Origin of the sequence: Herbaspirillum frisingense (genome assembly GCF_047325095.1) — a bacterium.
Lineage (GTDB): Bacteria > Pseudomonadota > Gammaproteobacteria > Burkholderiales > Burkholderiaceae_D > Herbaspirillum > Herbaspirillum frisingense.
Genome location: NZ_CP168558.1, coordinates 934,692 through 956,431 on the forward strand (window position 1 = coordinate 934,692; position 21,740 = coordinate 956,431).

A 21,740-nucleotide genomic window follows, 5' to 3' on the forward strand; every position below is an offset into this window, starting at 1 on the left:
GCCGATTCTTGCACAGTACGTCCCGTGAACCGAGGACAAGATGAGTGACGCCCGCAGAAAATCCTATGTAGCCCGTTTCGAACGGGTACTTGACCATATCGAACGTCATCTCGACGATGCGCTTGATGTAGATTGCCTGGCCGGCGTCGCCCATTTTTCGCGGTTCCATTTCCAGCGGCAGTTTGCCGACTTCGTCGGTGTCGGGGTGGCTCGCTATATCCTGCTCATGCGTCTGAAACGGGCCAGCCTGCAACTGGCGTTCCGGCACGAGAGCAGGATCATCGAGATCGCCCTGCAGGCCGGTTTTGAAAATCCGGAATCCTTTACCCGCGCTTTCAGGAGCGCCTTCGGACAATCGCCTTCGCAGTTCCGGCGTGCGCCCGACTGGCCGGCCTGGAACGAGCGTTATGTGTTCCGTATCCCTGAAAGGAAAGTGGACGTGCAAGTCGATATCGTCATGGTAGAACCCGTTCGCATCGCCGTGCTGGAGCATCGCGGTCCGGTGCCCAATCTCAACGCCACGGTGGCGCGTTTCATCGAATGGCGCAAGTCATCAGGCCTGTCGCCAGTGGAGCGCTGCCGCACCTTTGGTCTGGCCTGGGACAATCCGGATACCACGCCGCCGGAGCAATTCCGTTTCGATATCTGCGGAGAAATCGAGAGCGCCCTGCCGGACAATCCGCAAGGCCTGGTGGAGAAGCTGATTCCGGGTGGGCGCTGCGCCCGGGTGCGGCATGCGGGCGCGCACGAACGCCTGGCCGAGAGCATCTATCCGCTCTATCGTCAGTGGCTGCCCGGCAGTGGGGAGGAATTGCGTGATTTCCCGCTGTACTTCCACTACCTCAATCTGCTGCCGGATACGCCGCCGGGCGAGCTGCTGACCGATATCTATCTGCCGCTGAAGTAGTGCTGGAGGAATGCTGAAGTAACGTTGACGTAACGTTGAATTAACGCTGAAGGAAGGGCAGGGAGCTTCACGCCACCAGGGCCTGCGAGAAATGCGCGACCTGGTGCGCCGGCACCAGCAGAGGGATGAAGGAGGCGTCGTTCATGGCCAGCCAATAGGGCAGGTGCGGGCTGGCATCGAACCCGTAGTTGCTGCCGTCGAGCTGCCAGAAGCGTGGCACTGCCAGCGGTGGGCGCACCGTATTCTTGAGCTGGTCCAGGCTGGCCAGGCGCTGTGCGCAGGGCCGGAAGCTGGACAGGGCAGCACGTTCCCCGCTGGCGGCGAAGCCGGCCGTGGCAAACCAATCCAGTACCTTGCACGGGCTGGCGTTGAGGCTGGCCCAGTCATGGGTGGCGCCGCCGCGCGCCGTGACGAGGCGGGCGCCGCCGCTGACGTACAACTCGACCATGCCTAGCAGGGCGGCGGGAACGGGGACACGGACTTTGGTAAAGGGCATCATGGACAGGGGCTTCCTTGGAGTGGAGGATCAACTGTTGCCAGTCTAGCCAGTCCATCGTGATTCGCCGATAGGGGAAATCCTGACAGCTTGCTGTCAGCTTCGGCCGGGACGTCAGGAATTTCCCGATGCCGGCGACGGCCGTGCTCCTGTACAACGGTAGCTGGCAGTCTGCCCTTGCTTCAGTTGTTTCACAGGATGTCCCAAGAATGAATTTCCCCAGTATCGTGATGATCGATCCCAGCCAGGAAGCCGTCGAGCTGGCCCGTTTCGCGCTGTGGCGCTCGGGTCTGCATTGCGCCTTCCGCAGTTGCCCCGATGCGGCCAGCGCCCGGCGTTGCCTGCTGCAGGGGCGGCGCAGCGGCGATGGCGTGGCGCCTTGTCTGATCCTGCTGGAGTCCGACATGGGCTGCTACGACGGTCTGGAGCTGCTGCGCGAGTTGCGCGCCAGCAAGCATCTGGCGCAGGCGCCGGTGGTGGTGTTTCCCTCGCGGGACATGGAGGGCGAGCAGGCGGCACTGGCGGCCGGTGCCAGTCAATACCAGCCCAAGCCGGTCGACGGCGAGCACTATGCGCGTTGCGTGGTGGAGATGGTGGAGCGCTGGTGCGATGCCCTGGCGGCGAGGGAACCGGTACCGGCCAAGGTGATGGCGTCGGTCCTGGGAGGTGCGGAGGCGCACCCGGCACGGCGGCGTGATGATCCGGCCAGACCGGAGGATGAGACCTCGCATTGAGTGCCGGCAGATCGCTGCTGACGCTGGAAAAAACGAAAGGGCCGGGCGGCCCTTTTTTCATTGCTGCGTCAGCCCCGCAGGCGGTTCAGCGGCGCGTCTTGATCTTGGGCGTGGGCAACGCCGTCTTGTACTTGATCTGCTTGAGGGCAAAGCTGGAACGGATATTCTTGATGCCGGGAATCTTGGTCAGGTGATCGACGATAAAATGTTCCAGCGTCAACAGGTCGGGCACCACGATGCGCAGCAGGTAATCCTCGTCGCCGGTCATCAGGTACACTTCCATGACCTCATCGAAGGCACTCACGGCCGTCTCGAACTGGGCCAGCGCTTCGGCGCCCTGGCGCTCCAGGATCACCTTGACGAAGACGTTGACCTTCAGGCCCAGCAGGTGCGGATCGGCCAGCGCCACGTAGCGCGAGATGATGCCTTCGGTTTCCAGCCGCTTCACACGGGCCAGGGTTGGCGATGGCGAGAGGTTGATACGGCTGGCGAGCTCCAGATTGCTGATCGAACTGTTCTCCTGAAGGATGTTCAGGATGCGCAAATCGGTGGTATCTAGTTCCATTATCGAAATTAAATTCTGTCGGTTTCAGTTTTGCAGCACTGGATGCTGAATATTGTACGGCAACTTCCTGTTTTAAGTGACTCATGCCGGGCCATCCGGCGTATCGTAGTCCGGTAGTTCATCTCGCAAGCTAGCCCTTACCACCAAGACAAGACCGAAAAGGCGTCGGGCGCGGGGAGACCGATGGCGCGGCCTGTGTTTTACCGGCTTTTCGTCTCTTTGCATAGCAGCGATTGCAGCGGCAGCAGGTTTTATGCCGACCCGCGCTGCGCCAGCCTCGGCGTGCGACCAGACAGGAGATCAGGAAGTGGACATGTCCCGCCCCAGTGACAGCGATATCGCCCGTGATATCGACCTCGATGCCCAGGAAACCCAGGAGTGGCTGCAGGCGCTGCAAAGCGTGCTGGCCGAGGCCGGACCGGAGCGTGCGCGCTTCCTGCTCTCGCGCCTGTCGGCGGCGGCCCAGCAGTGGGGCGTGAACTGGCGCGATGCGCGCAATACCCCTTACGTGAATACCATCCGCCCCGAGCAGGAGCCGCCTTTCCCCGGTGGTTCGGACGCCCAGGCCATCGAGGAACGCATCGCCAGCATCATGCGCTGGAATGCGCTGGCCATGGTGGTGCGCGCCAATCGTGCCTATGGCGAGCTGGGCGGGCATATTGCCAGCTTTGCCTCGGCGGCGGACCTGTTCGAGGTCGGCTTCAATCATTTCTTCCGTGCCCGCGATGACAAGTTCGCCGGTGACGTGGTCTATTTCCAGCCGCACTCGGCGCCCGGCATCTATGCCCGCGCTTTCCTGGAAGGCGCCTTGAGCGAAGAGGACCTGGCCTATTACCGCCGGGAGATCGAGGCCAAGCGCGTCGGACGCCAGGGATTGTCGTCCTACCCGCATCCCTGGCTGATGCCACAGTTCTGGCAATTCCCGACCGGCTCCATGGGCATCGGTCCCATCAATGCGATCTACCAGGCGCGCTTCCTGCGTTACATGGAACATCGCGGCCTGTTGCAGGATCAGGGCCGCAAGGTGTGGGGGGTGTTCGGCGATGGCGAGATGGACGAGCCCGAATCGCTGGCGGCGCTCTCGCTGGCCTCGCGCGAGAAGCTGGACAACCTGATCTTCGTGGTCAACTGCAACCTGCAGCGCCTGGATGGTCCGGTGCGCGGAAACGGTCACATCGTCGATGAGCTGGAGACCCTGTTTGCCGGTGCCGGCTGGAACGTCATCAAGCTGCTGTGGGGCTCGGACTGGGATGGCCTGTTCGCCCGCGACCGCGACGGTGAGTTGGTGGATGCCCTGAACCGCACGGTGGACGGTCAATTGCAGACCTTCGCCGCCAACGATGGCGCCTTCAATCGCCAGCATTTCTTCGGCCAGACACCGGGCACCCGCGCTATTGGGGCCACGCTCACCGATGAGGAGATCAACCGCCTGCGTCGGGGCGGGCACGACATGAAGAAGATCTTTTCGGCCTACCAGGCGGCGGCCCAGCATCGCGGCCAGCCGACGGTGATCCTGGCCCAGACCAAGAAGGGCTACGGCATGGGCGCGGCCGGTGAAGGCAAGATGACCACCCACCAGCAGAAGAAGCTGGATGAGGAAAGCCTGCTGCAATTCCGTGATCGCTTCAAGTTGCCGCTGTCGGATCAACAGTGCCGCGAACTGGCCTTCTACAAGCCCGAGCCCGACAGCGCCGAGATGAAGCACCTGCATGCCCGCCGCGCTGCGCTGGGCGGCTACCTGCCGCGCCGCGATGCCGGCCAGGCGCGCCGCGCGGTGCCGGCTCTGGAAGCGCACAGCAAGTTCGCGCTGGAAGCCGATGGCAAGGAAATGTCGTCCACCATGGCGCTGGTGCGTCAGCTCGGCAACCTGTTGAAGGACCCGGAGTTCGGTCGCTACGTGGTGCCCATCGTGGCCGACGAGGCGCGTACCTTCGGCATGGCCAACCTATTCCGCCAGGTCGGCATCTATTCCTCCCAGGGCCAGCTGTATGAGCCGGAGGACATCGGGTCCATCCTCTACTATCGCGAGGCCAAGGATGGCCAGATTCTGGAAGAGGGCATCACCGAAGCCGGCGCGATCTCTTCCTGGACGGCCGCCGCGACCGCCTACTCGGTGCATGGCACGCCGATGCTGCCGTTCTACATCTACTACTCGATGTTCGGTTTCCAGCGCATCGGCGACCTGATCTGGGCAGCGGCGGACCAGCGCGCACGTGGCTTCCTGATCGGCGCCACGTCGGGGCGCACCACCCTGGGCGGCGAGGGTTTGCAGCATCAGGATGGCAATAGCCTGGTGACGGCGGCTTCGATTCCCAACTGCGTTTCCTATGACCCGGCCTATGCCTACGAGCTGGCGGTGATCCTCGACGACGGCATGCGCCGCATGATGGAGCGCGGCGAGGACGTCTTTTACTACATCACCGTCACCAACGAGAACGAGGCCCAGCCCAGCCTGCCGCCGGGCGTGCAGGAAGGCATCCTGCGTGGCCTGTACTGCCTGGGTCGCAAGGCGAACGCGCAGGCGCGCCTGTTGGGTGCCGGCCCGATCCTGAAGGAAGCAGTGGCGGCCGCCGCGTTGCTGCAGCAGCACTGGCAGATCGAAGTCGAGGTATGGAGCGTGACCAGCTATACCGAACTGGCGCGTGATGGCGTGGCGGCGCAGCGCAGCCAGCGGCTGTCGGGCGCGCGCCCGCTGCCGTATGTGACGCAGCAACTGCAGGGCAGCGCTGCACCGGTCATCGCGGTGAGCGACTACATCCGTACCCTGCCGGAGAGTATCCGTGCCTTCGTGCCGGCGCAGTATGTGACCCTGGGAACGGATGGTTTTGGGCGCAGCGATACGCGGGTGAACCTGCGCGACTTCTTCGAGATCGATGCGCGCTGGATCGCCTATACGGCGTTGTGCGCGGTCTGGGGAGAGGATCGTGCGCGGCTGCAGGATGCTGCGCATACGCTGGGTATCGATACCGCCAAGCCGCTGTCGAGCACGGTCTGATGAGCAAGTGCCGGGACACATGAAAGGCAGGCCCAGGGATTGAAAATCCTTCATCTGGCCGCGTCTGGTGTTTGTTATAGTGGAAACCGCCCGTGCATCACGGGCGGTTTTTTTTATCCGCCGACGATGCAGGTTCCGTCCATAAGATCATTGAGGAGTCAACACGATGGCTGCACCCAAACGTATCGCGCTGGTGACCGGCGCAGGCTCCGGCATCGGCCGGCAGATTACCCTGGCGCTGCTGCGCGAAGGCTATGGCGTGGCCCTGGCCGGACGTCGCCAGGATGCGCTGGAAGAGACCGTCAAACTGGCTGGCGAACACGGTGCCAATGCGCTGGTGGTGGCAACCGATGTGACCGATCCGGCCTCGGTCAAGCAGCTGTTCGCACAGACCCGGCAACGCTTTGGCCGGCTCGACATGCTGTTCAACAATGCCGGCATCTTCGCACCGCCGGTATCGCTGGAGGAGTTGAGCGTGGAGCAGTGGAAGGCAGCGGTGGACATCAACCTGACCGGTGTTTTCCTGTGTACCCAGGAAGCCTTCCGCGTCATGAAGGAGCAATCCCCGCGTGGTGGCCGCATCATCAACAACGGCTCTATCTCGGCCCATGCGCCGCGTCCGTTCTCGGCCTCCTATACGGCCACCAAGCATGCCATCACGGGCCTGACCAAGGCCACTTCGCTGGATGGTCGCGCCTATGACATCGCCTGCGGCCAGATCGACATCGGCAATGCCTCCACCGACATGACCACGCTGATGAAGAAAGGCACCTTGCAGGCCGACGGCTCCACCAAGGTCGAACCGACCATGGACGCCGAGCACGTGGCCAAGGCCATCCTCTACATGGACAGCCTGCCGCTGGATGCCAATGTGCAGTTCATGACGGTGATGGCGACCAAGATGCCCTATATCGGGCGGGGTTGAGCGGTCAGCGCTTAAGAAAGAATGCGCCGTCGGGAAACCCGCGGCGCATTTTTTATTGACCGTTCTGCTGCCACTCGCTCAGTCTGCCTCGCCCTTCATACCCCGCCATTCAGGGGTGAGCTGCAGCGAAATCCCGAACATGTCCAGCACGCGCCCGAGGGTGTGATCGACCATTTCTTCCATCGAGGCTGGGCGCTGGTAGAAACCGGGCAGCGGCGGGAAGATCACGCCGCCCATCTCGGTCACGGCGGTCATGTTGCGCAGGTGGGCCAGGTTGAAGGGCGTTTCGCGCACCATCAGTACCAGGCGACGACGTTCTTTCAGGACCACGTCGGCAGCACGGGTGATGAGGTTGTCGGAGAGACCATGCGCCACGGCGGCCAGGGTTTTCATCGAACAGGGCGCCACCACCATGCCGGTGGAGGCGAAGGAGCCGCTGGCAATGCAGGCACCGACGTCGCGCACATGATGCACCACGTCGGCCAGGGCTTCGACGTCCTTGCGCCGCATGTCCAGTTCCTGGTGCAGATTGAGCACGCCGGCTTCGGAAATCATCAGATGGGTTTCCACCTGACCATGCTTGCGCAGGTGCTGCAGCAGGCGCACGCCATAGATCGCGCCGGTCGCACCGGTGATGGCGACGATCAGGCGCTGGCGTGGCGGACTGGAAGTGGAACTCACGAGAGAAACCGGAGCGGGGCAGCGATGCGCCGGGTTTAGCCCTTGATCAGGGTCTGCAGTTCGCCCGAGGCGTACATTTCGCTCATGATGTCCGAGCCGCCGACGAATTCACCCTTCACGTACAGCTGGGGAATGGTTGGCCAGTTCGAATATTCCTTGATGCCCTGACGCACATCGGCGCTTTCCAGCACATTGACGGTGACGATGTTCTCGGCGCCGCTGGCCTTGAGCAGCTGGATGGCCTTGCCGGAGAAGCCGCATTGCGGGAACTGGGCGGTTCCCTTCATGAACAGCACGACAGGGTTTTGGGTCACGGTTTCTTTGATCCAGGATTGGACGTCGCTCATGGCTATGCCTTTAAAAATGGGATTGCCGACATTATAGGGAAAAGCCGCCGCTCGCGTTGAAGTCGGCAGGGTTGCGGCGTGGTTGGGGTGTCGTCCGGCATTGCTTGGTGGAAATCATTTATACGATTTCCGCTTTGGACCTTGCCACCAAGATGAGGGCGGGAGGAGCCTCTTCAAGTCTCATTGCGAGCCGCTTCGGGAGAACAGCGGCGATGATGGACGCGGGATCACTGTTTGCCACAGGAAATGAAACCGGCCCCGGCGCCGCAAAATGAAAAAGGGCGCTTGCGCGCCCCTTCCTCATGAGATTCCCACCTTATGCGTCACGCTGTCGTTGCGCACCCGCCGGCAGGAATGGTCCTGGATCCTTGTCTTATGCCGCGCCAGCCACTGCATCAGCGGGGGTATCGTCGGGCAGACGCTTGGCCATGGAGTGATGCTCCTGCAAGCGGTCCTTGTGCTTGATGACCTGGCGGTCGAGCTTGTCGATCAGTGCATCAATCGCGGCATAGAGGTCGTGCGCAATGCTTTCCGCATGTAGATCCTTCCCCTTGATGTGGACGTTGATTTCCGCTTTTTGGCGCTTTTCCTTTTCTGTGAGTTTATCTACGCTCAGGATCACGCTGACGTCGATCACGTTGTCGAAATGGCGCTTGATACGGGCCAGCTTGCTTTGCACGTATTCCCGGATGGCGGGGGTCAGTTCGAGGTGGTGTCCACTGATGGTCAGATTCATACAAGACTCCTATCGTGAGGTCACTGGAGGTTCGTGCGATGCATCGTCTACAGCTGCTGTACCACGGGCACGGTCTTCGTGTCGGATGGCATGGGCACCAGGTAGGGATGCTTGCCTGAACACAGCAACGGTACTGCTACAGAAAAACTGAGGAAAGCTCAGAGGGACTTGCGGAGATTGACTGGCGGAATCTTCAACACTTCGCGGTATTTGGCGACTGTGCGTCGCGCGACCACCATGCCTTGTTCTGCCAGCATATCCGCAATCTTGCTATCGGATAATGGGGTCTGCGGGTTTTCGGCTCCTATCAACTGTTTGATCAGCGCCCGTATCGCGGTGGAGGAGGCTTCGCCTCCGGTTTCAGTCGCGACGTGGCTACCGAAGAAGTACTTCAACTCGAACATGCCGTGCGGCGTGAGCATGTATTTTTGAGTTGTCACGCGAGAGATTGTGCTCTCGTGTAGACCCAGTGTATCAGCAATTTCACGCAGCACAAGGGGCCGCATGGCCACTGCGCCATGTGAAAAGAAGTTTCTTTGACGTTCGACAATAGCCTGCGCGACTCGCAAAATTGTATCGAAACGTTGCCGCATGTTCTTGATGAGCCACTTAGCTTCCTGCAACTGCGACGACAGCGATCCTTCGCCCTTGGCCTGCTTGAGCGCACTCGCATACATTGCATTGACGCGCAGCTTGGGCATGACCTCATGGTTGAGCATGACCTGCCAGCCGTTCTTTGTCTGTTTGACAATCACGTCCGGCACCACGTAGTCCGAAGCATCGCGCGCGAATTCGGCACCCGGATGCGGACGGCACTGACGGATCACCGCCTGTGCTTCGCGCAGGTCCTCGTCATCGCAATCGAGAGCCTTCTTGATCTTGTTGAAGTCGCGCTGTGCGAACAGCGGCAGGTAATCCTCGACAATCCTCAAGGCCAGCTTGCGGGTGACGAAGGGCACCTTGGGCAGGCGGCGGATCTGCAGTGCCAGACATTCACCGGCACTGCGCGCACCCACCCCGGCCGGGTCCAGGCTCTGCAGCAGCTTCAGCGAGATCGACAGTTCTTCCAGGTCAACGCCCAGCTCTTCCGGCAGGCGCGCCAGGATGTCTTCCAGCGGTTCCTCCAGGTAACCGCTTTCGTCCAGCGCATCGGTGAGCAGTTCCAGCAGCGCACGGTCGCGGTGTGTGCGGGCGGTGACCCGTATCTGTTCCAGCAGGTGTTCGCGCAGGGTCAGCTCATGCGCTTCCAGTTGCGGGCGGGCATCGTCGTCGTCGGGCGATTTGCCACTGCGTGCCACGTCGTCGAAGCTCCAGTCGGATTCGCCACTGACACCGCTCTCGGGGCTGTTGTCCTGATAGTCGAAACTGGCTTCGCCATCAGTAGCGGAGGGCGCTGCTTCGTTGCCGCTGTCGCCAGCGGGCTCGGCCACTCCGGTGGAGGGCGCGGAAGAGACCGCGCCATCGGCCAACAGGCGCACCGAATTGTCGAGAGCGTCGTCCAGGCGTTCGAGCAGGGGATTGTCGGACAGGATCTGTTCCAGTTCCTGGTGCAGTTCCAGCGTCGACAGTTGCAACAGCCTGATCGACTGCTGCAGTTGCGGCGTCAATGCGAGGTGCTGCGAGGTACGTAACTGGAGCGACTGTTTCATCTGTCTTTCTGGGAGCGGCGTGGCCCGCTGGTTGCAATACCGTTGTGTGGCCGATGGACGGCGGGTGCTACATGCGGAAGTGTTCGCCCAGGTATACGCGGCGCACCGATTCGTTGGCGATGATCTCTTCCGGGTTACCGCTGGCCAGCACCGTGCCCTGGTTGATGATGTAGGCGCGGTCGCAGATACCCAGGGTTTCCCGCACGTTGTGGTCGGTGATGAGCACGCCGATGCCGCGTTCCTTGAGGAAGCGCACGATGCGCTGGATTTCGATCACGGCAATCGGGTCGATACCGGCAAACGGTTCGTCCAGCAGCACGAAGCGCGGATCGGTGGCCAGTGCGCGGGCGATTTCCACGCGGCGGCGTTCGCCACCGGAGAGCGACAGTGCCTGGCTCTCGCGCAGCTTTTCGATCTGCAGTTCATGCAGCAGGTTGTTCAGGCGGCCCTCGATTTCATCGCGCGAGAGCGGCTTGCCGTCTTCCTGACGCAGTTCCAGCACGGCGCGGATGTTGTCTTCCACCGTCAGCTTGCGGAACACCGAGGCTTCCTGCGGCAGGTAGGACAGCCCCAGCGTGGCGCGCTTGTGGATCGGCAGGCGCGAGATGGGCGAACCGTCCAGATCGATTTCGCCACCGTCCGAGGGGACCAGGCCGACGATCATGTAGAACGAGGTTGTCTTGCCGGCACCGTTGGGGCCAAGCAGGCCGACCACTTCGCCACTACGCACTTCCATGGAGACGTCACGCACCACCTGGCGCGCACCATAGCTTTTCTTCAGGCCGCGAACGACCAGTGAGCTTGCCATCGTTACTGGTCCTTTCCGTTCTGACGACGCTGGGCCGGTGCCAGCGTAGCGGGCTGGGCGGGCGTGGAAGGCTGGGCGGGCGTGGAAGGCTGGGCGGCATCCGCCGGCGGCGGGTTCTTGGGCTGGATCACGGCAGTGATGCGTCCTGCCCCCGGCTTGCTTTCGCCGCTGGCGGTGTTGTTGACGGAGTAGAACTCGGCGCGGCTGTCATAGGAGATGAATTCGCCATTGACTTCGTCAGTGATGCGGTTGCCATCCATGCGCTGAATGTGCGCCCGCTGGAACAACTTGGAGATTTCGGTCTGCTCGGAATACTCGATGCGTTCGGCCTGGCCCTCGATCCACAGGTTGGGGCCGCCATCGCGCTTCTGGCGGAAGTTCGCCAGTGCACCAGGAGCCGCGTACAACACCGCATTTTCATAGCCGTACTGGTCGGTCGTGAGCACCACGCGGCCTGCCTTGATGATCAGGGTGCCGCGGGTCATGACGACGTTGCCGGTGAAGGTCTTCACCTGGCGCACGTCGTCGTAGACCATCTGGTCCGCCTCGATGTTGGTGGGCTTGGTGGAGTCCGCCTTTTCGGCGTGGGCCACGCCGCACACGGCAGCCAGCATCAGCATCGGCAGTAAGAGTGAGCGTTTCATGGATTTCCTGTCTGGTCGGTTCTTGGCATTTTTATCGTGGAGACAACCGGGTTAGCGTTTCTTCGGCGTGGGCTCGTAATAACCGCGCACATTGCCGAACAACTGCACGACCTGGGTGGCGTTGTTGGCCAGCATGCCCACTCCATTCAATCTGGTGGTGCCCATCGTCATTGCAACCGGTTTGTCGGTCTTGACGATCTCGTCATCGGGTAGCAGCAGCAGGTATTCCGAGACCAGATGCATCGGCGCACGGCCGTTGGCGGCGCCACGGATGGCGTTGGCATTGCCATACATGTGGATCTGGGTCTGGTCGTCGGTCACGCGCGCCGTGTCGGAATACAGTTCCATCGGAGGCTTGTCCTTGTCCAGGCTGTGCACCACGGGCTTGGTAATTTCGAAGGAGTCGTCCAGCGGGAAGTGGACCATCTTGGTCCCGGAAACGTCATAGCGCGGAAGGCCCGTGGGACCGAGTTTCACGTAGCTGAAGTTTTCCAGGTAGTAATCGGGTTTGCCACGCGGGCGCTGCACTGCGTGCTGGTCGCTGGAGGCACGCAGGGCCTGCAGCACCCAGAAGCTGCCCAGGGCTGCGCCGATCAGGATCACCACGATCACTGCCAGCCGGATGCGCTCGGCGGCGCGTTCTCCGCTGCGCCCGCTCATGCCAGGTACGGCGCCAGCGCCGCCTCGTAGTTGCCCTGCGCGGCCAGGACCAGGTCGCAGATTTCGCGCACCGCGCCGTTGCCGCCAGTGGCCTGGGTTACGTAATCGCAGCGCGCCTTGACCTCGCGGTGACCGTTGGCCACGCACGCCTTGAAGGCGACGCGGGTCAGGACCGGCAGGTCGATGATGTCGTCGCCCAGGTAGCCACATGCGGCCGCCGTGAGCTGGGTGTGCTGCAGCAGTTGTTCGAAGGCCTGGCGTTTGTCGTGTACGCCCTGGAACACGTGGGCGATACCGAGGTCACGCGCGCGCCGCAGTACATAGGGCGACTGGCGTGCGGTAATGATGGCGGCGGCCGTGCCGAACTGTTGCATCATCTTGATGCCGTGGCCATCGAGGGCGTTGAAGCGCTTGAAGGCCTCACCCTCTTCGCCGTAGAACAGGCCGCCGTCGGTCAGGACGCCATCGACATCGAAGATCATCAGGCGAACGCCGGCGGCCTTGGCGAGGGCGTCCGGCGGCAGGGAGCTGGTGAAGGCGGACGCGGTCATCAGATTACCTTGGCGCGGGTCAGGTCATGGATGTGCAGCGCGCCCGTGAGCACGCCCTCGGCATCGGTGACCAGCAACTGGTTGATACGGAATTGTTCCATCAGCTGCACGGCGTCCACCGCCAGCCGATCCTGGTTGATGCTTTGCGGCTGGGCGTGCATCACTTCGGCGATGCTGAAGCTGGTGAAATCCTGGCCCCGCTCCAGCAGGCGGCGCAGGTCGCCGTCAGTGAATACGCCGATCGGCCGGAACTGCTCATCCACCACGGCCGTCATGGCCATGCCCTTGCGCGTGATTTCCATCAGCGCGGCCGACAGCGAGACATCCGGACGCACCGCCGGGATGGCCTCGCCACTGCGCATCACGTCACGCACGTGGGTCAGCAGGCGGCGGCCCAGCGCGCCACCGGGGTGGGAGCGCGCGAAATCTTCTTCGAGGAAGCCGCGGGCGTCCAGCAGCGACACCGCCAGCGCATCGCCCATGGCCAGCGTGGCCGTGGTGCTGGCGGTGGGCGCCAGGTTCAGGGTACAGGCTTCCGTGGCCACGCCGACGTTGAGGTGCACCGCCGCCATCCGGGCCAGGCTGGAATCGTCATTGCCGGTCATGGCGATGATCACAGCGCCCATGCGCTTGATGATGGGGACGATCGCCAGCAGCTCGGCGGTTTCGCCAGAGTTGGAAATGGCGATGAAGACGTCCTTGGGGGTCACCATGCCCAGGTCGCCATGGGAGGCTTCGGCCGGATGCATGAACAGCGAGGGGCTGCCGGTGGAAGCGAGCGTGGCGGCGATCTTGCGGCCGATGTGGCCTGATTTGCCAATGCCCGACACCACGGTACGGCCCTGGCATTGCAGCACGGCCTGCACGGCTTGTGCCAAGGGCTCGGCGCTATCGTCGCGCAGGCGGCTCTTCAGCGCCAGGATGGCATCGGCTTCGATCTGCAGGGTCTGGCGCGCCAGCTCGACGGCACGGCGGGCAGCCTCGGCGGAAAAAGATGCAGATGTGGTTTTGTCATCGGTTACACTCATAACCGAAGTATAAACGAATTAGCAAAGCAAAAAACTTGCCAGATGTAAGGGAATGCTGTTGAACTTGATATAAGGTGCAGGATTGCGACGCACCGCAACATGCTCGCCAGGGGGGAGTCTATGCCGCTTCCGGCAGCACTGCAGGAGGCGGGGCACAGAACACGGAACACGGAGCATGGGGCACGCCGGTATCAGGCCGGCATAAACCAGGGAGCCCGGCTCCGCCGACCGGGATGCACCGTTGCGGCCCGCCTTCGCTATCCGCCGCGGTGAGCTGCGGTGAACACTCTCCCGCGCTGCCTTGCTCTGGTGCGTTGTCAAATTGCTCATATTCACTGCATTGTCATAAGAAACCAAACAAGCCATGTTTTCCGGACTGGAACTGACACTCTTCCTTCTGGCTGCGGCGGTGCTGGGCGTGGTCGCCTTCCGCATGATGCAGTTGCCGCCCATGCTGGGCTATCTGGTGGTGGGCATCATCATCGGCCCGCACGGGCTGGCCTTCGCCGAAGACAATGAAACCACCCATGCCCTGGCCGAGTTCGGGGTGGTGTTCCTGATGTTTTCCATCGGCCTGGAGTTTTCCCTGGCCAAGCTGTCGGCCATGCGCCATATCGTCTTCGGGCTGGGCGTGGCGCAGGTGGCCACCACCATTGCTGCCACCATGGTGATGGCCTGGGGCTCGGCCATGGTGCTGCCGCAGTTCATCAACGTGAGCTGGCAGGCGGCCTTCGCGCTCGGCGGCGCCCTGACCATGTCATCCACCGCCATCGTCTCCAAGCTGCTCACCGAACGACTGGAACTGGAAACCGAGCATGGCCGCCGCATCATGGGCGTGCTGCTGTTCCAGGATCTGGCCCTGGTGCCGCTGTTGATCGTGGTGCCGGCGCTGGCCAACAATTCCGGCAACATCATGGTCACGCTGGGTTGGGCCGTGGGCAAGGCGATGGTGGTGCTGGCGCTGCTGCTGTTCTTCGGCAGCAAGCTCATGCGTGGCTGGTTCCGCATCGTGGTCAAGCGGCGCTCGCAGGAACTGTTCATGCTGAACCTGCTGCTGATCACCCTGGGCGCGGCCTGGATCACCGAAAAGGCCGGCTTGTCCCTGGCCCTGGGCGCCTTCATCGCCGGCATGCTCATTTCCGAGACCGAGTTCAAGCACCAGGTGGAAGAAGACATCAAGTCCTTCCGCGATGTCCTGCTGGGCCTGTTCTTCATCACCATCGGCATGCTGCTCAATGTGCGCACGGTGGTCGATCACTGGTTCCTGGTGCTGCTCCTTCTGACCGGGCCGGTGCTGCTCAAGTTTGCCCTCATTGCCGGGCTGGCGAGACTGTTCGGATCGTCCACCGGCGTGGCGCTGCGGGTCGGCCTGGGCCTGGCGCAGGCCGGGGAATTCGGCTTCGTGCTGCTGAGCCAGGCCGGCGGACTCAAGCTGGTCGATCCCTTGCTGATCCAGGTGATCCTGGCAGCGATGGTGCTGTCGATGCTGGCTACGCCTTTGATCCTGGCCAAGTCCGACGCCATCGTCATGCGATTCTCTGCCAACGAGTGGATGCTGCAATCCCTGGCCCTCACGCAACTGGCCACCCGCACCATGGGCGTGCAGAAGCACGTCATCATCGCCGGTTTCGGCCGCAGCGGTCAGAGCCTGGCGCGCCTGCTGGAAGAGGAGGGGATCGCCTACCACGCGTTGGAGATGGACCCGGAACTGGTGCAGGATGCCCGCAATGGGGGCGCCAATGTCTCCTACGGCGATGCCGCCCGGCGCGAAAGCCTGGTGGCCGCCGGCATCCACCGTGCCGCCGCCCTGGTGGTCACCTATGCCAGTACGCCCTCGGCGCTGAAGGTCTTGCATCACGCCGCCGAACTGGAGCCGGAGCTGCCCGTGATCGTGCGCAGCCATGACGACGCCGACCTCGAAAAACTGCTCGCCGCCGGGGCTACCGAGGTTGTGCCCGAAGCGCTGGAAGGCAGCCTGATGCTGGCCTCGCATGCGCTGGTGATGCTGGGTGTGCCATTGCGCCGGGTGGTGCACCGCGTGCAGGATGCGCGCGATGAGCGCTATGCCTCGCTGCGCGGCTATTTCCATGGCATGTCCGACGCCGAGGCCGATGGGGTGGGCATGAATGTACGCCTGCAGTCGGTCACCCTGATCGACGGCGCCAGTGCGGTCGGTCACACCCTCGCCGAGATCGACCTGCCCACGTATTGCGGCGCCGAGGTCGCCATGCTGCGCCGTGGCAAGCAGCGTCTCGATGCGCCTGATCAGCCGGTGCTCATGGCCGGTGACATCGTAGTCTTGCGCGGCAGTTCGGAGAGCATCCTGCGCGCCGAAAAACGCCTCCTCAGCAAATGAGGACCACCCCCGCACAATGAGGTCTTGTTCCCCTGGTACGGGAAATGCTAGTGTTGCCTGATGGTAGCGGCGCGGCTTATTCGCCTGCGTCGACCGTGTCAGGACAAGGGCTTCGCACAACGAGTCCCTTGTTGAAAAAACAATAGCAAGTCCGGGAGGAACATGTTCAGCACACTCACGATCAGGGCTCGCCTGATCTTCGTCATTGGTTTTCTGGCCCTGCTGCTGGTGGCATCGGGCGTTCTCGGTCTGGTCAGCCTGCGCTCGACCAATGCGCAGATGCGCTCGCTCTACGAGGACAGGCTGGTGGCGATGTCCCAGCTCGAACGCATGTCAGCAGCGCTGGATGCTGCGCGCAACGGCATTTCCACCTCGATCGTGGGCGACTCCGGCGATATCGACGCCAACATGGACAAGCTGGAAAAGGCCCTCAAGGCCAACGACGCCGTCGTCAAGCAGTATCAGGAAACCAAGCTGACCACCGAAGAAAAGGCGCTGCTGGACAAACTGCTGCCGCAACGCCAGAAATTCATCACCGATGGCATCAAGCCCGCGGTCGAGGCGCTGCACAATCGCGACTTCCAGGGCGCCATCGAAGTCTACGGTGGCCTCATGCTCAAGCTCTATGCCGATGTGCATGCCACCCTGGGGCAATTGATGGATCTGCAGCGCAATGTCGGCCGCGACCTGTATGAACAGGCGCAGCAGCGCTACCAGACCCTGCTCGTCGTGATGAGCGTGGCCATGGCCGCCGGCCTGGCAGTGGCGCTCCTGATGGGGGTGTTGCTGGTGAAAGCCATATCGGCACCGCTGCGACATGCCGTCGCGCTGGCGCAAGCCGTGGCCGCGGGTGATCTGACCCAGCGTATCGAGGTGCACAGCCAGGACGAGACCGGCCAGCTGATGCAGGCGCTCAAGCAGATGAACGACAACCTGCAGGGTATCGTCGGCCAGGTCCGCCTGAGTACCGATACCATCGCCACGGCTTCCAGCGAAATCGCTCATGGCAATCTGGATCTTTCCTCTCGTACAGAACAGCAGGCCGGTGCCTTGGAAGAGACCGCCTCGGCCATGGAAGAGCTGACCTCGACCGTGCGCACCAACGCGGACAATGCGCAGCAGGCGCGGCAACTGGCGCATTCGGCTTCCGAAGTGGCGGTACGAGGGGGCGAAGTGGTGCGTCAGGTGGTCGATACCATGAGTTCCATCAACCAGTCCTCCAGCAAGATCGTGGACATCATCAGCGTGATCGACGGCATCGCCTTCCAGACCAACATCCTGGCCTTGAATGCCGCAGTGGAAGCGGCCCGTGCCGGCGAGCAGGGACGCGGCTTCGCGGTCGTGGCGTCGGAAGTGCGTTCGCTGGCCCAGCGCTCGGCGGCGGCGGCCAAGGAAATCAAGGTGCTCATCGATGATTCTGTCACCCGGGTAGGCAGCGGCAGCACGCTGGTGGCCCAGGCCGGTGCCACCATCGACGAGGTCGTCAAGAGCGTGCAGCGCGTCAGCGAAGTGGTCAGCGAGATTAGTGCAGCCGGGCAGGAACAGAGCCAGGGCATCGAAGAAGTCAACCGCGCCATCACGCAGATGGATGAGACCACCCAGCAGAATGCCGCGCTGGTGGAGCAGGCCGCTGCGGCCGCTCAGGCCATGCAGGAGCAGGCGGCGCGCCTGTCGGAAGCGGTCAGCGTATTCCGTGTTGGCGGCAGCACCGTGCTGGCGGTTCAGCCGTCCAGCGTTACATCCTCGGAGGCCGCCGAGCGGGTGCCAGGCAGGGGTGGATTGCTCTTGCCGTGATAGGCGAACACGGCCGAACACTTGACCTGGTCGCTGTCGTTGCGGCCAGCCGCGTGGAACAGGCCGCTGTGGAACAGCACCACGTCGCCCGGCTCCAGTGACAGCGCAATGCCTTGCGCAAACAGCGCCTGGTTGGCCGGCACTTCCGGGCGCAGGAAATCCAGTTCATCCATCTGCTCGGCTTGCAGCGTCAACCTGTGCGAGCCGGGAATGAACTTGAGCGCGCCGTTTTCAGGCGTCTCAGCGCCCAGCGCCAGCCACACCGAAATCAGCTCGTTGCGCGGGAAGGACCAGTAGCGGATGTCGCGGTGCCAGCCGGTGGCGGTCCCGAAAGCCGGATGCTTGGTCATCACGCAGTTGTGATGGGCCAGGGTCAGGCAGACCGGTTCTTCGAACAGTTGATGCAGCATGGCCACCAGTTGCTTGTGCCCGGCCCATTCGCGGTAGACGGGGTCGCGCTGCCAGGCTGCGCGCAGGCGCCGCGCTGTGCGGCCACCTTCGGCGTCCAGCGAGGCCGGGGCGCCTTCATAACCGACCTCGGCTTCATATTCGAGCGGGGCGACCGCGCGTTGCAGGTGATCGCGGGTGACGGCGAGCATGCGCTCGCGCAGATCGGCAGGGACCATGCCCTTCAACAGCAGATAGCCTTGCTCGCGGAAAAAGGCGATCTGGGCGGGTGACAGCGGGTTCGACATGTGGGTCTTTCGGGGTTGCACGGCGGCATGCCTGCGGGAATGCCTGCCTTCATTGTGCGCCGGATGGCGGCCAAGAGCATGACTGTATGCCAAGGCCGGCGGCGCGCAAGATACAGATGCGACCAGATTCTGTATCGTTTGCGCGCGCGCAAGTCCGCACTTCTTTTTTACTTCGCTTTCTTCTTCAGCAAGGGTGCCAAGTACTTGCCGGTGACGCTGGCCGGGTTCTTCGCCACGTCCTCCGGCGTGCCGGCCGCGACGATCTTGCCGCCGCCCGCGCCCCCTTCGGGCCCCAGATCGATGATCCAGTCGGCAGTCTTGATGACGTCCAGGTTGTGCTCGATGATGGTCACCGTATTGCCCTGGTCGCGCAGGCGGTGGATCACCTTGAGCAGCAGGTCGATGTCATGGAAGTGCAGGCCGGTGGTCGGCTCATCCAGGATGTAGAGCGTGCGGCCGGTATCGCGCTTGGACAGTTCCAGCGACAGCTTCACGCGTTGCGCCTCGCCACCCGAGAGGGTGGTGGCGCTCTGGCCCAGCTTGATGTAGCCCAGGCCCACGTCCAGCAGCGTCTGCAGCTTGCGGGCGATCAGCGGTACCGGCTTGAAGAACTCATGGGCATCTTCCACCGTCATGTCGAGGATCTCGGTGATGTTCTTGCCCTTGTATTGCACTTCCAGTGTTTCGCGGTTGTAGCGCTTGCCATGGCAGACGTCGCAAGGCACGTACACGTCCGGCAGGAAGTGCATTTCCACCTTGATCACGCCATCGCCCTGGCACGCTTCGCAGCGCCCGCCCTTGACGTTGAAGGAGAAACGACCGGCACTGTAACCACGTTCCTTGGCCATCGGCACCGTGGCGAACAGGTCGCGGATCGGCGTGAACAGGCCCGTGTAGGTGGCCGGGTTGGAGCGTGGGGTACGGCCGATGGGAGCCTGGTCCACCGCGATCACCTTGTCGAAATGCTCCAGGCCGCCGATGGCTTCGTGCTCGGCCGGCTCGGTCTGCGAGCCATACAGGTGGCGCGCTGCCGACAGGTAGAGCGTGTCATTGACCAGGGTCGACTTGCCCGAACCGGAGACCCCGGTCACGCAGGTCAGCAGGCCCACCGGCAATTCCAGGTCGACGTTCTTGAGGTTGTTGCCGGAGGCGCCGGTGATGGTCAGCATGCGCGACTCGTCGCAGGGCGTGCGCTTCTTGGGGACCGAGATTTCCAGCGAGCCGTTGAGATACTTGGCGGTCAGCGACTTCTTGTTCTTCAGGATCTCCGGCAGCGAGCCATGGGCGATCACGTCACCGCCGTGCACGCCCGCGCCGATGCCCATGTCGACGATGTAGTCGGCGGTGCGGATGGCGTCTTCATCGTGCTCCACCACCAGCACGGTGTTGCCGATGTCGCGCAGGTGGCGCAGGGTATCGATGAGACGGTCGTTGTCGCGCTGGTGCAGGCCGATGGAGGGTTCGTCCAGTACATACATCACGCCGGTCAGGCCCGAGCCGATCTGCGAGGCCAGGCGAATGCGCTGGGCTTCGCCGCCGGAAAGCGTATCGGCGCTGCGCTCCAGGGACAGGTAGTCCAGCCCGACGTTGTTGAGGAAGGTCAGGCGCGAGACGATTTCCTTGATGATGCGGTCGGCGATTTCCTTCTTGGCGCCGGTCAGCTTCAGGGTCTCGAAGAAGGACAGGGTCTCGCGCAGGGGCGTAGCTGCCACCTCATAGATGGCGCGTTGCTGCTTGCCGCTGCCTACCTTCACGTAGCGTGCTTCCACCCGCAGGCGCGCGCCGTGGCAGGAAGGGCATTGCTTCTCGTTGATGAACTTGGCCAGCTCTTCCTTGACCGCCATCGAATCGGTCTCGCGGTAGCGGCGCTGCAGGTTGTTGACCACGCCTTCGAAGGTGTGCTCCTTGACCACGGTACGGCCGCGCTCGTTGACGTAGGCGAAGGGGATGGCCTGGCGGCCGGAACCGTACAGCACCACCTGCTGGGCCTTGTCGTCGAGCTGTTCAAAGGGAACGTCGAGGTCGAAGTCGTAGAAGGCCGCGATGCTGGTGAGCATCTGGAAATAGAACTGGTTGCGACGGTCCCAGCCCTTGATCGCGCCCGAAGCCAGCGACAGGTTGGGGAAGGCGACGATGCGCTTGGGATCGAAGAATTCGATGTGGCCCAGGCCATCGCATTCCGGGCAGGCCCCCATCGGGTTGTTGAAGGAGAACAGCCGCGGCTCCAGCTCCTGCAGCGAATAGCCGCAGATGGGGCAGGCGAACTTGTTGGAGTACAGGTGTTCCTTGCCGCCATCCATTTCGAGCGCGATGGCACGGCCATCGGCCAGGTGCAGCGCGGTTTCGAAGCTCTCGGCCAGGCGTTGCTTGATGTCGGGCTTGACCTTGACGCGGTCGATGACGACATCGATGGTGTGCTTCTCGGTCTTCTTCAACTTGGGCAGGTCATCGACCTCGTAGACCTTGGCCGTGCCGGTGCCGCTCTGGATGCGAAAGCGCACGAAGCCCTGGGCCTGCATCTCCTCGAACAGGTCGGCATGCTCGCCCTTGCGGTTGGCCACCACCGGCGCCATGATCATCAGCTTGGTATCTTCCGGCAGTGCCAGCACCGCATCGACCATCTGCGAGACCGATTGGGCCTCCAGCGGATGTTCGGGGTGATCGGGGCAGTAGGGCGTGCCGACGCGGGCGTACAGCAGGCGCAGGTAGTCGTGAATCTCGGTGACGGTGCCGACCGTGGAGCGCGGGTTGTGCGAAGTAGCCTTCTGCTCGATGGAGATCGCGGGAGACAGGCCCTCGATCATGTCCACGTCCGGCTTTTCCATCAGTTGCAGGAACTGGCGCGCATAGGCCGACAGGGACTCCACGTAGCGGCGCTGGCCCTCTGCATACAAGGTATCGAAGGCCAGCGAGGACTTGCCCGAACCGGACAGCCCGGTGATGACGATGAGCTTGTTGCGGGGGAGGTCTAGGTTGATATTCTTGAGGTTGTGCGTGCGCGCGCCGCGAATGCGAATTTCTTCCATGGATGCCTTCAGCTAGGGGTTTCCTGCCGCCGCGTGGAATGACGCCTTGCGCGGAGCAGCGGTGGGACAACATGTAACTATAACAGGACTGCGAACGGCCGGCAGGCAGGCCGGCGGCGCCAGATGACCCATGTGGGAACACA

19 protein-coding genes are annotated in these 21,740 nt (G+C 62.8%); 6 read left to right on the top strand and 13 right to left on the bottom strand.

Going from position 1 to position 21,740, the window contains the following annotated elements; genetic code table 11:
• Positions 1–40: 40 nt before the first annotated feature.
• Positions 41–907, top strand: coding sequence for an AraC family transcriptional regulator (locus tag ACEOAC_RS04380; protein ID WP_413443523.1), 867 nt, complete (start codon positions 41–43; stop codon positions 905–907).
• A gap of 67 nt (positions 908–974) precedes the next feature.
• Here the strand turns inward: ACEOAC_RS04380 and ACEOAC_RS04385 are convergent, their stop codons facing one another.
• A complete protein-coding gene (locus tag ACEOAC_RS04385) occupies positions 975–1,406 on the bottom strand; it encodes a hypothetical protein (RefSeq protein ID WP_077235979.1) in 432 nt (143 codons plus the stop codon).
• Between the two features lie 206 nt (positions 1,407–1,612).
• On the opposite strand from ACEOAC_RS04385, the gene ACEOAC_RS04390 reads away from it, so the two are divergent.
• A complete protein-coding gene (locus tag ACEOAC_RS04390) occupies positions 1,613–2,137 on the top strand; it encodes a response regulator (protein WP_006461678.1) in 525 nt (174 codons plus the stop codon).
• An 85-nt stretch (positions 2,138–2,222) separates the two neighbouring features.
• Here ACEOAC_RS04390 and ACEOAC_RS04395 read toward each other — a convergent pair whose 3' ends face one another.
• Positions 2,223–2,702: an Lrp/AsnC family transcriptional regulator gene (locus ACEOAC_RS04395; RefSeq protein WP_006461679.1), complete on the bottom strand. Its 480-nt coding sequence runs from the start codon at positions 2,700–2,702 to the stop codon at positions 2,223–2,225.
• Positions 2,703–3,015: 313 nt separating this feature from the next.
• Between ACEOAC_RS04395 and mdeB the strand changes: the two genes are divergently transcribed.
• Together mdeB and ACEOAC_RS04405 are read left to right on the top strand one after the other, a co-directional pair.
• Positions 3,016–5,697: an alpha-ketoglutarate dehydrogenase gene (gene mdeB, locus ACEOAC_RS04400; protein ID WP_413443524.1), complete on the top strand. Its 2,682-nt coding sequence runs from the start codon at positions 3,016–3,018 to the stop codon at positions 5,695–5,697.
• A 166-nt stretch (positions 5,698–5,863) separates the two neighbouring features.
• The gene (locus ACEOAC_RS04405) at positions 5,864–6,622 is read left to right on the top strand and encodes an SDR family oxidoreductase (protein WP_077235977.1); all 759 of its coding nucleotides are present in this window, start codon (positions 5,864–5,866) and stop codon (positions 6,620–6,622) included.
• Positions 6,623–6,700: 78 nt separating this feature from the next.
• Here ACEOAC_RS04405 and ACEOAC_RS04410 read toward each other — a convergent pair whose 3' ends face one another.
• The 9 genes from ACEOAC_RS04410 to ACEOAC_RS04450 all read right to left on the bottom strand — a co-directional run bounded on the left by ACEOAC_RS04410 (position 6,701) and on the right by ACEOAC_RS04450 (position 13,726).
• Positions 6,701–7,303 (bottom strand): UbiX family flavin prenyltransferase, encoded by a 603-nt coding sequence (locus ACEOAC_RS04410; RefSeq protein WP_006461682.1) that lies wholly within the window; start codon positions 7,301–7,303, stop codon positions 6,701–6,703.
• 35 nt (positions 7,304–7,338) lie between these two features.
• Complete coding sequence (gene grxD / locus ACEOAC_RS04415; RefSeq protein ID WP_006461683.1) at positions 7,339–7,650, bottom strand: Grx4 family monothiol glutaredoxin; 312 nt, start codon at positions 7,648–7,650, stop codon at positions 7,339–7,341.
• Between the two features lie 373 nt (positions 7,651–8,023).
• On the bottom strand, positions 8,024–8,386 hold the full coding sequence (gene hpf, locus ACEOAC_RS04420) for a ribosome hibernation-promoting factor, HPF/YfiA family (protein WP_077235974.1): 363 nt from the start codon (positions 8,384–8,386) through the stop codon (positions 8,024–8,026).
• 158 nt (positions 8,387–8,544) lie between these two features.
• Positions 8,545–10,035 (bottom strand): RNA polymerase factor sigma-54, encoded by a 1,491-nt coding sequence (locus tag ACEOAC_RS04425; RefSeq protein WP_006461685.1) that lies wholly within the window; start codon positions 10,033–10,035, stop codon positions 8,545–8,547.
• Positions 10,036–10,102: 67 nt separating this feature from the next.
• Positions 10,103–10,843: an LPS export ABC transporter ATP-binding protein gene (lptB, locus tag ACEOAC_RS04430; RefSeq protein WP_006461686.1), complete on the bottom strand. Its 741-nt coding sequence runs from the start codon at positions 10,841–10,843 to the stop codon at positions 10,103–10,105.
• A gap of 2 nt (positions 10,844–10,845) precedes the next feature.
• Positions 10,846–11,487 (bottom strand): lipopolysaccharide transport periplasmic protein LptA, encoded by a 642-nt coding sequence (lptA, locus tag ACEOAC_RS04435; protein ID WP_413628706.1) that lies wholly within the window; start codon positions 11,485–11,487, stop codon positions 10,846–10,848.
• Between the two features lie 51 nt (positions 11,488–11,538).
• Positions 11,539–12,147, bottom strand: a complete 609-nt coding sequence (lptC, locus tag ACEOAC_RS04440; RefSeq protein ID WP_006461688.1) for an LPS export ABC transporter periplasmic protein LptC — start codon at positions 12,145–12,147, stop codon at positions 11,539–11,541.
• A complete protein-coding gene (locus ACEOAC_RS04445; RefSeq protein WP_413443526.1) occupies positions 12,144–12,698 on the bottom strand; it encodes a KdsC family phosphatase in 555 nt (184 codons plus the stop codon). Before ACEOAC_RS04445 ends, lptC begins: the two co-directional genes overlap by 4 nt.
• Complete coding sequence (locus ACEOAC_RS04450) at positions 12,698–13,726, bottom strand: KpsF/GutQ family sugar-phosphate isomerase (RefSeq protein ID WP_413443527.1); 1,029 nt, start codon at positions 13,724–13,726, stop codon at positions 12,698–12,700. The genes ACEOAC_RS04445 and ACEOAC_RS04450 overlap by 1 nt, the downstream gene beginning before the upstream one ends.
• Before the next feature lie 364 nt (positions 13,727–14,090).
• Here ACEOAC_RS04450 and ACEOAC_RS04455 point away from each other — a divergent pair, with 364 nt between their 5' ends.
• Together ACEOAC_RS04455 and ACEOAC_RS04460 are read left to right on the top strand one after the other, a co-directional pair.
• Entirely contained in the window at positions 14,091–16,082 is a 1,992-nt protein-coding gene (locus ACEOAC_RS04455; RefSeq protein ID WP_241813267.1) for a cation:proton antiporter, read from the top strand.
• 162 nt (positions 16,083–16,244) lie between these two features.
• Positions 16,245–17,876, top strand: a complete 1,632-nt coding sequence (locus ACEOAC_RS04460) for a methyl-accepting chemotaxis protein (RefSeq protein ID WP_413443528.1) — start codon at positions 16,245–16,247, stop codon at positions 17,874–17,876.
• Here the strand turns inward: ACEOAC_RS04460 and ACEOAC_RS04465 are convergent.
• Positions 17,804–18,571, bottom strand: a complete 768-nt coding sequence (locus ACEOAC_RS04465; RefSeq protein WP_413443529.1) for a phytanoyl-CoA dioxygenase family protein — start codon at positions 18,569–18,571, stop codon at positions 17,804–17,806. The genes ACEOAC_RS04460 and ACEOAC_RS04465 overlap by 73 nt on opposite strands.
• 167 nt (positions 18,572–18,738) lie before the next feature.
• Positions 18,739–21,597: an excinuclease ABC subunit UvrA gene (uvrA, locus tag ACEOAC_RS04470; RefSeq protein ID WP_413443530.1), complete on the bottom strand. Its 2,859-nt coding sequence runs from the start codon at positions 21,595–21,597 to the stop codon at positions 18,739–18,741.
• Positions 21,598–21,740 lie beyond the last annotated feature (143 nt).

What these genes read in the sequence shown, in the direction of transcription:
- ACEOAC_RS04395 (WP_006461679.1), bottom strand. Translation starts at nt 2,702, where the DNA reads ATGGAACTAGATACCACCGATTTGCGCATCCTGAACATCCTTCAGGAG.
- ACEOAC_RS04460 (WP_413443528.1), top strand. Translation starts at nt 16,245, where the DNA reads ATGTTCAGCACACTCACGATCAGGGCTCGCCTGATCTTCGTCATTGGT.
- uvrA (WP_413443530.1), bottom strand. Translation starts at nt 21,597, where the DNA reads ATGGAAGAAATTCGCATTCGCGGCGCGCGCACGCACAACCTCAAGAAT.
- mdeB (WP_413443524.1), top strand. Translation starts at nt 3,016, where the DNA reads ATGTCCCGCCCCAGTGACAGCGATATCGCCCGTGATATCGACCTCGAT.
- ACEOAC_RS04405 (WP_077235977.1), top strand. Translation starts at nt 5,864, where the DNA reads ATGGCTGCACCCAAACGTATCGCGCTGGTGACCGGCGCAGGCTCCGGC.
- ACEOAC_RS04465 (WP_413443529.1), bottom strand. Translation starts at nt 18,571, where the DNA reads ATGTCGAACCCGCTGTCACCCGCCCAGATCGCCTTTTTCCGCGAGCAA.
- lptA (WP_413628706.1), bottom strand. Translation starts at nt 11,487, where the DNA reads ATGAAACGCTCACTCTTACTGCCGATGCTGATGCTGGCTGCCGTGTGC.
- lptC (WP_006461688.1), bottom strand. Translation starts at nt 12,147, where the DNA reads ATGAGCGGGCGCAGCGGAGAACGCGCCGCCGAGCGCATCCGGCTGGCA.
- ACEOAC_RS04445 (WP_413443526.1), bottom strand. Translation starts at nt 12,698, where the DNA reads ATGACCGCGTCCGCCTTCACCAGCTCCCTGCCGCCGGACGCCCTCGCC.
- ACEOAC_RS04385 (WP_077235979.1), bottom strand. Translation starts at nt 1,406, where the DNA reads ATGATGCCCTTTACCAAAGTCCGTGTCCCCGTTCCCGCCGCCCTGCTA.
- ACEOAC_RS04450 (WP_413443527.1), bottom strand. Translation starts at nt 13,726, where the DNA reads ATGAGTGTAACCGATGACAAAACCACATCTGCATCTTTTTCCGCCGAG.
- ACEOAC_RS04425 (WP_006461685.1), bottom strand. Translation starts at nt 10,035, where the DNA reads ATGAAACAGTCGCTCCAGTTACGTACCTCGCAGCACCTCGCATTGACG.
- lptB (WP_006461686.1), bottom strand. Translation starts at nt 10,843, where the DNA reads ATGGCAAGCTCACTGGTCGTTCGCGGCCTGAAGAAAAGCTATGGTGCG.
- ACEOAC_RS04380 (WP_413443523.1), top strand. Translation starts at nt 41, where the DNA reads ATGAGTGACGCCCGCAGAAAATCCTATGTAGCCCGTTTCGAACGGGTA.
- grxD (WP_006461683.1), bottom strand. Translation starts at nt 7,650, where the DNA reads ATGAGCGACGTCCAATCCTGGATCAAAGAAACCGTGACCCAAAACCCT.
- ACEOAC_RS04455 (WP_241813267.1), top strand. Translation starts at nt 14,091, where the DNA reads ATGTTTTCCGGACTGGAACTGACACTCTTCCTTCTGGCTGCGGCGGTG.
- ACEOAC_RS04390 (WP_006461678.1), top strand. Translation starts at nt 1,613, where the DNA reads ATGAATTTCCCCAGTATCGTGATGATCGATCCCAGCCAGGAAGCCGTC.
- hpf (WP_077235974.1), bottom strand. Translation starts at nt 8,386, where the DNA reads ATGAATCTGACCATCAGTGGACACCACCTCGAACTGACCCCCGCCATC.